Origin of the sequence: Brevibacillus sp. MS2.2, assembly GCF_013284345.1 — a bacterium.
In the GTDB taxonomy this organism is placed as follows: domain Bacteria; phylum Bacillota; class Bacilli; order Brevibacillales; family Brevibacillaceae; genus Brevibacillus; species Brevibacillus brevis_C.
Genome location: NZ_JABSUZ010000039.1, coordinates 42573 through 50310 on the forward strand (window position 1 = coordinate 42573; position 7738 = coordinate 50310).

The 7738-nt window shown below is 45.2% G+C and carries 10 protein-coding genes; 5 read left to right on the plus strand and 5 right to left on the minus strand.

The features are described 5' to 3' along the window. Positions 1-261: 261 nt before the first annotated feature. Genes HP568_RS25255 through hfq form a run of 3 tightly spaced genes read left to right on the plus strand, consistent with a single transcriptional unit; the run spans position 262 to position 2272 of the window. Positions 262-1047: a class I SAM-dependent methyltransferase gene (locus tag HP568_RS25255; RefSeq protein ID WP_048033372.1), complete on the plus strand. Its 786-nt coding sequence runs from the start codon at positions 262-264 to the stop codon at positions 1045-1047. Further along, positions 1044-2003 carry a tRNA (adenosine(37)-N6)-dimethylallyltransferase MiaA gene (gene miaA / locus HP568_RS25260; RefSeq protein ID WP_048033371.1) on the plus strand — a complete coding sequence of 320 codons (960 nt, stop codon included), beginning with the start codon at positions 1044-1046 and terminating at the stop codon, positions 2001-2003. Before HP568_RS25255 ends, miaA begins: the two co-directional genes overlap by 4 nt. Before the next feature lie 29 nt (positions 2004-2032). After that, positions 2033-2272 carry an RNA chaperone Hfq gene (hfq, locus tag HP568_RS25265; protein WP_007719110.1) on the plus strand — a complete coding sequence of 80 codons (240 nt, stop codon included), beginning with the start codon at positions 2033-2035 and terminating at the stop codon, positions 2270-2272. A gap of 114 nt (positions 2273-2386) precedes the next feature. Here hfq and HP568_RS25270 read toward each other — a convergent pair whose 3' ends face one another. The 3 genes from HP568_RS25270 to HP568_RS25280 form a co-directional block, all read right to left on the minus strand. After that, entirely contained in the window at positions 2387-2818 is a 432-nt protein-coding gene (locus HP568_RS25270; protein ID WP_048033370.1) for a VOC family protein, read from the minus strand. A 112-nt stretch (positions 2819-2930) separates the two neighbouring features. Continuing rightward, positions 2931-4163, minus strand: coding sequence for a multidrug effflux MFS transporter (locus tag HP568_RS25275; protein WP_173630549.1), 1233 nt, complete (start codon positions 4161-4163; stop codon positions 2931-2933). A 47-nt stretch (positions 4164-4210) separates the two neighbouring features. Then, positions 4211-4678, minus strand: coding sequence for a MarR family winged helix-turn-helix transcriptional regulator (locus HP568_RS25280; protein WP_254551496.1), 468 nt, complete (start codon positions 4676-4678; stop codon positions 4211-4213). 200 nt (positions 4679-4878) lie between these two features. On the opposite strand from HP568_RS25280, the gene infC reads away from it, so the two are divergent. After that, positions 4879-5364 (plus strand): translation initiation factor IF-3, encoded by a 486-nt coding sequence (gene infC / locus HP568_RS25285; RefSeq protein ID WP_173630555.1) that lies wholly within the window; start codon positions 4879-4881, stop codon positions 5362-5364. 21 nt (positions 5365-5385) lie between these two features. Further along, positions 5386-6138, plus strand: coding sequence for a DUF4184 family protein (locus HP568_RS25290; RefSeq protein WP_173630550.1), 753 nt, complete (start codon positions 5386-5388; stop codon positions 6136-6138). A gap of 30 nt (positions 6139-6168) precedes the next feature. Here the strand turns inward: HP568_RS25290 and HP568_RS25295 are convergent, their stop codons facing one another. After that, positions 6169-7119: an AAA family ATPase gene (locus tag HP568_RS25295; protein WP_173630551.1), complete on the minus strand. Its 951-nt coding sequence runs from the start codon at positions 7117-7119 to the stop codon at positions 6169-6171. 219 nt (positions 7120-7338) lie between these two features. Next, positions 7339-7738: hypothetical protein (locus HP568_RS25300; protein WP_217366771.1), on the minus strand; the 400-nt coding region annotated here is incomplete at its 5' end.

Here is a 7738-nt window from a genome sequence, read left to right on the forward strand (position 1 = left end):
ACGGTACTTTGCGGGTCTTTTTTACATCGGGGAAACGGATGGACTGGAAAATCATACTACAGTCCGACGCGCTTTCATAAAAAATGGTATGATTGTCATAGCGAATAGGAAAACAGTTTGGTTCAGATTCTATTTGACCGGCAAATTAATCCTGCTTACAATAATATGATCGTTACCGTTTATGTAAAAACCGTCGAGTCGTTTTTCTAGAACAGCAGTTCTTGTCAAAAAGGGCGAAGACGTAAGGAAGGGAACAAAGGCGTGATTGTTACGACAGGACTTGAGCCTGGTGAAGAAACCTTGCGTCACGCAGCTGAATTGGCTAGTACATTGGGGCTACAGGTTGTGAATCGACGCGATTTTTCATTGGGTCAAATGCGCAAGCGATATGGGGTAGAAGAAGTATTGGTGGTTTCCGCTCTTGGAGCACGTTTGGAAGTGCCGGGGAAAAAACCATTCTTTTTTCATCCGAATACATCTGCTTTTCGTATAAAGCGGCTCATGCGCGGCGATACTGATACTATGCTTGTTGCTTGCCAAATTCAACCAGGGGATGAAGTACTGGACGCAACCTTGGGTTTGGGTGCTGACGCTATTGTATTTTCTCATGCGACAGGTGCAAATGGAAAAGTCGTTGGCATCGAATCTGAGCGATTGCTAGCCATCTTGGTAGAAGATGGACTGCGGCACTGGTCATCCGATGCGGAAGAATTGGAGCAAGCCATGCGTCGTATTGAGGTGCGATGTGGCAACCATCTAGAAGTGCTGAGAGGACTGCCTGCCCGTTCCTTCGACGTCGTTTATTTCGATCCCATGTTCGAAGTCACTGTACAAAGCTCGTCGGGGATCGCCGGAGTCCGGGAGCTCGCCAATCCAGATGCTCTTTCTGAAGAGGCTGTTTTGGAAGCGCAACGAGTTGCGAGAAAACGTGTGGTAATGAAAGAAGGAAAAGAAGGTAGGATGTACGAGCGCTTTGGTTTTACACCGTTTCGCTCCCGCGGCCAGCAGGTCGTGTACAGCTACAAAGAGATAGGTGGAGGGGAGTGACCTTGCAACAGAGAGAAAGGCTAGTCGTGATTATTGGCCCAACAGCGGTCGGCAAAACCCAGCTTAGTCTGGAGCTGGCCGAACAGTTCGACGGTGAGATCATTTCCGGAGATTCCATGCAAGTATACCGGGGAATGGATATTGGCACCGCAAAAGCAGAACCTGAGGAGCTTGCGAAAATACCGCATCACCTCATTGATATTAAAAATCCAGACGAAGAATACTCTGTCGCGATGTTTCAGGAAAGTGCCGCAGAATTGATTACAGACATCAACCAACGTGGCAAACTTCCGTTTATCGTCGGCGGGACAGGTCTGTACATAGAATCGGTTACCCATCGATTTCAGTTTTCCACCACTTCTCAAGACCCTGAGCTCCGTGATCGTCTGCAAAGATTGGCTGACAGTGAAGGCGTGGAAGCACTGCACGCCCGATTGGCCGATGTAGATCCAATTACAGCTGAACGCTTGCATCCCAATGATGTAAAGCGAGTGATTCGCGCATTGGAGATTTATGAGAGCAGCGGGTACAAAATGTCCGACTTTCAGCTACGGGCGCAGCATTCACCTTATGATTTGGTGATGATCGGTCTTACGATGGATCGTGCAAAGCTGTACGAACGAATCAACCACCGGGTCGAACTGATGATCGAAGCTGGATTGGTTGAGGAAGTGAGGGGGCTCCTGGATTCTGGCTACGACGCGTCGTTGGTCTCCATGCAAGGCTTGGGGTACAAGGAGCTGATTCCGTATCTGTATGGAGAAATCACGCTAGAAAAAGCAGTGAACGACATACAGCAGCGAACGCGCCATTTTGCTAAACGCCAGCTTTCTTGGTTCCGTCGCATGGCAGAAATTCAATGGTTTGACATGACTGATCCGGCCGAGCAGAGGAATAACGTGGAAACTATCAAGCGAATATTGGCAGGAAAGTTTCAACAATTGCCGAATATATAACATACAAGTCCTTTTAGGGGGTAGTGTACATGAAACAGACGATCAACATTCAAGATACGTTCTTGAATCATTTGCGGAAAGAAAACATCGCGGTTACCATTTACCTTGTGAACGGATTTCAATTGCGCGGGTATATTAAAGCATTCGATAATTTCACGATTGTGATTGATAGCGAAGGCAAGCAACAATTAGTATACAAGCATGCGATCTCCACTTTCACTCCGCAACGCCCAGTATCGCTCATGTCTCAGGAGAACAACCAACAGTAAGCGAAGCAATACCAACAGCCAGGATACATGTGATCCTGGCTCTTTTTTTATGATCTGACGCATCTTTTTTCAATAAAAAAGCCCTGTCGCCGTTGAAGCGAACAGGGCTTTCCATTACTCCATGCAATGATTATTCGTGTAAATTTGGAAGGTAATGCCGAACTTGTCCTTCACGTTGCCGTAAGCTGGGCTGAAGAACGTTTCTTGCAGAGGCATAAGCACTTGACCGCCTTCTTGCAGGGCATCAAAAATCTTATGAGATTGTTCTTTATCATCGGTCGAGATGCAAATGGTCACTTGATCACCAAGTTGATGCGGTTGTCCTGGAAAGGTATCGGAAAACATCATTTCCGTTTCACCGACACGAATAGTAGCATGCCCGATACGATTCTTGGCTTCTGCAGGTAATGGGAACTCCGGATTTTCTGGCATTTCACCGAAGGTTTGCTTGAACAGCACTTCAGCACCTAGCGCACTCTCGTAAAAGCTAATCGCTTCACTTGCAGTACCATTCAGAACGATGTAAGGAATCAAACGCAATGCCATGTGTCAACATCTCCCTTGGTTTTCATATGACCAACTTGTCAAACCCACTTACTATTATGGCCCATAATGTGATTGTAATACACAGAACATACGTTTGCAACAAAAGAATTGATCAGGCTGCTGATGAACTCCGACGAACCATGACTATGTAGCAGATAATGGCGCCAATCGTAGAAAGAGCGATGATGATTCCCATTGGTACTGCGGTATGTTCGCCGCTGATTCCCACAAGTGGAGCGACAATTCCGCCGCTAATGAAGGAGAGTAGCCCCTGGAGAGCCGATGCACTTCCTGCCGCCTTGCTTTGATTTTGCATGGCAAGGGAAAATCCTGTCGCGCCCACAATCCCTACACTCGATACGATAAAGAAAAGGGGAACGAGCACAGCAATAAGACCAGCTTGTAGGAGAATCATCGCCAGAAGGAGAATTCCGCCGACTCCCGCAATGGTAATCCCAGCTATGAACAAGGAAGTTTCTTTCACTTTCCCTGCAAGCTTTCCTGTGATTTGACTAGCAATAATAATGCCTACACCATTAATCGCGAAAATGAGACTAAACGTTTGTGGAGACACTTCAAATATTTTTTGAAACACAAAGGGCGAACCGGCGATGTACGCAAACATGGCAGCAGTCACCAGTCCTTGCGCGATGGCGTACCCCATAAAAACGCGATCTTTCAGCAGGGTACCAAAGGTTGTCAGTGTATTGCCGATTCCTCCCTTGGAGCGGCGCTCTTGTGGCAATGTTTCTGGAAGAGCAAGCAGCACGACGAGGAACATGATAGCGCCAATCAGCCCCAGTACGACAAACACGCCGTGCCAGGTAGTAAATTGCAAGATTTGTCCCCCTACAATAGGTGCCGCGATTGGGGCGATTCCGTTAATAAGCATCAAGAGGGCGAAAAACTTTGTCAGCTCTGTCCCTGAGTACAAATCGCGAACCGTAGCGCGGGCGATAACAATTCCCGCAGAACCAGCAAGACCTTGTACGAAGCGAAGCAAGACGAACGTATAAATAGAGGGAGCTACCGCACACAAAAAGGAAGAGACCGCATACAAAATGAGCCCGATAATTAAAGGGATTCTTCGACCGCGTACGTCGCTGATCGGCCCTGCGAACAATTGACCAATGGACAGGCCGAGCATGCATGCTGTCAAACTGAGTTGAGTCATGGAGGTGCTCGTCTGCAAATCATCGGCAAGCATAGGAAGCGCAGGTAAATACATATCTAGGGACAGTGGACCAAAAGCAGAAAGTGACCCTAGAATCGCAGCCATCCACAACCGGCGTGATTTGTTGCCGGTTAGGGACGTGGAATCAAGTTCTTTTGCTAGATTATTCACGGCAAGTTGTCAAACCTTTCTCATTATTATTCCAGGAAAGAAGCTTTTTACAACTGAGAAGAGGGTTGCGTATTTTGCAAGTAAAAAGCTTGGAGGTTGCTGTGCATCCGATCGAGTAAGCCCCGCAACACATCTTTTTCTTCCTCTGAGAATCCGATGAAGCAATTTTCTTCAATGACGCGTAATACTTCTTTGACATGCTTGGTAGCCATCCGACCTTTGTCGGTAAGATAAACGCGGGAGATACGTTGGTCCCGTTCATCTGCTCTGCGCTCGACTAGTCCCGATTTGGCCATCCGATTAATCATGACCGTAAGCGTAGCGGGCTTTACCCCGATTTTTCGGGCCAATTCTCTTTGAATCATTCCATCTTTTTCAGTCAAGCGCATCAAGAGAATGGGCTGACCGGGATAGACGTCGTATTTTTGAATCAGAAACTCTACATTTTGCCGATGCAATTTCATTACATGCGATGCAGAATGGGTTAATGCGGTTGCATAACTAAACTCCACCAAAGTACCCCCAATTAATTAGTTTGCTAATGAATATTCTGTTATAGACGTCCGTAAGTTTATGCCTTGTCCTATTATACAAAAACGATTGGACTTCGTCATGAAAATGATTTGCATTTACGCGCTTGGGAAGGATACGCTGCATTCTTTGGAGAAGTAATTATGTCCTTGAAAATCGAATGAACAGGTTAGGTGAGATCAAGATGATCCTGAATGAAAAAATAAAAGCGGCAGTCGTACAATTAACAGGCGTAAACGGGGAAGATCTCGGAATCATCTCCACAAAAGAAGCGCTTCAAATGGCAAAAGAACAGGGAGTGGACCTAGTATGTCTTTCTTTGGCTTCGAGTCCGCCGCCTTGTCAGTTAGTGAATCGAACGAATTATAAGGAGCAGGTTATCAAGGAAAACGCCAAAAACCGAAAAGCAGAAAAAGGAGTTAACGTAAAAGAAATTCGTTTAAGTGCCTACATCGAAGACCATGATTACGATACGAAAAAGAGACAGGCAGAGCGAATTCTTTCATCCGGAGATGCCGTGCAGTTGACTGTCAAACTAGAGAAAAAGGAAAGTCAGGAAGCCAAGCGATTAATTGAGCAGCTCATCAAAGATCTGGCTCATTGCGGAAAACAGGATAAAGGGATTCAAGTAAGCGGCAAGCAGGTAGTTGCCAATCTATTGCCACTCTAATGACGAAAAGGGAGTAAGTGTATGCCTTTTACTTTTGCTCATCCGGCTATTGTACTGCCGTTACGCAAATGCAAGTGGTTTTCGTTCTCTGCCCTCGTTTTTGGCAGTATGGCACCGGATTTTGAGTATTTCTTCCGGATGCAGCCATTTAGCGTGTACAGCCACACTATGCTCGGATTGTGGCTGGTTGATTTGCCTATCGCAATCCTATTAGCTTTTTTGTACCAGTACGTGGTCAAGAAACCGATGCTTGCGCGTTTGCCAGAGTGGATTGGACGAGGGCTGGACTACACAAACAATCGAAGCAGATTGCCAGTGTGGCGAACGGCAAGTGTATTTATGTACTCCGCGTTACTCGGAAGTTTAAGTCATATCGCATGGGACGCCTTCACTCATGACGGTGGTCGTATGGTTGACCACTTCTTGTTCTTGCAACAATCCATCTCGTTCGCTCATTATCAAGTGCCGGTTTACAAGCTGCTGCAACACGGTAGTACCCTTTTCGGCGGCTTGGCCATTTTGTATGTCATTGCGCGAAGTTCGAGGAAAAACAGACAGATCACTATGAAACAAGTACCTGCCTTGGAAAAATGGTTGTTCTGGTTCGGAGTGGGGTTGTTTGGTATCGTGACGGTCTTTTTACACGCATTCCTGGTAAAAGGAATTTCACCCTTCGTCCATCCTTTGCAGCAAGTGGTTCCGTTTCTCTCGGGATCACTGCTTGGAATCGTGGTGCTCTGCTTCACTTTGGACAGGCTCAGATTAAAAAAGTAGAATCCCTCAATATGAGGGATTTTATTGTTTCTAAATGGAAAAATCCTCAGACTTCAAATTCATTAAATCATCACGGGTTGGGTCAGGAATTTTGAGCAATCTAACAGCTTGCACACGTATCGCCTTTTCAATATTATTTCGTACATATCTCGCATTGCTGAAATTTACATGAAATGGATCACTCGTTACGGTTAGCAGTCTTCTTCTCAGTTTTTCACTTGCTTCAGCAGAGATTCGATACTCCTTGTTCTTTGCCATTAGATGTGCAATATCCATCAACTCATCAACCTCATAATCAGCAAAGTTGATGTGGACGGGAAAGCGTGAGGGCAGTCCCGGATTTAACTCCAGGAATGTATCCATTTCATCATTGTACCCTGCAATTATACAGACGAAATCATTGCCAAAGTCCTCCAGGCATTTTGTAAGACAGTCTACAGCCTCTTTTCCAAAATCTTTTTCACCGCCACGAGCTAATGAGTAGGCCTCATCGATAAACAGTATTCCGCCCATGGCTTTCTTAACAAGATCACGGGTCTTTTGTGCCGTGTGCCCAATAAATTCACCAACGAGATCTGCACGTTCAACTTCAGTTAGATGGCCCTTCGTTAAAACACCCATTTCCTTAAAGATCTTTCCGAAAAGGCGTGCAATTGTTGTTTTCCCGGTACCGGGATTTCCTTTAAAAACCATATGGAAAACTTGCTTCTCAATTTTAAGCCCGTGTCGTTCCCTTGCTTTATTCATTTTGATGAGCGCATAAATTTCATAGATCGTTTTCTTGGCTTCATGTAAACCAATCAGGCTTTCTAATTCTTCAAAAACAGTTGTTAAATTGGAACTCGATGTCGTACGAACTATTTCAGGTAAAGTATTTAGCTGCTTAACACTTACTGGTCGATTAAATACAACTTGAATTCGATTATTACTACTTGAAGATTCGAGCACCTCCGTTGGAGGAATGGCTCCTGCTTGCTTCACATGTTTCACCTGCCTTGACCATCATACAGAAAGTATACTCAGGAACATCGGAAAACCTGCCAATTTTTACGCAAGAGATCGAATTGGACAAGTCATTTATGGGTAACGAATTTGGGCCAACAGTTATTGGTGCGGCAATTACTACAAAGATGTCCCTCCAAGAAACGAAAAAGCCGCTCTTTTTGAGCGGCTATCCTGTTCTATTTCCCAAGAGTAATATCAGTATTTAATATAGGCAGTACCAGTGGATGTAGTCCAAGCACTTCCACTTACTCGTAAAAGATAATGACCTTTAGGCAAATCAACAATTGTACCTCCACCATAAGCAGTGGCGGTCATATACGCTACTTCTTTGCCATCGCCTACAGTTATAATAGCAACTCTAACGTCACCTCCTTCTTTGTTAGACCATCCGTATTCAACAGATCGATCGGTGTCCAGATAAATTTGTTCAGTCGAGGTAAGGTTTGAGCCAAAGAAGTAGAAATTCCAATTTACTGTTTTCTCTGCTGCTGATGCTACTGGTGCTATTACCAGAACAAACATGAGCATAAGCGTGAAAATTGAACCTTTGTTAAACAATTTGTTCATAAATGAAATTCCTTTCATAATTGAAATT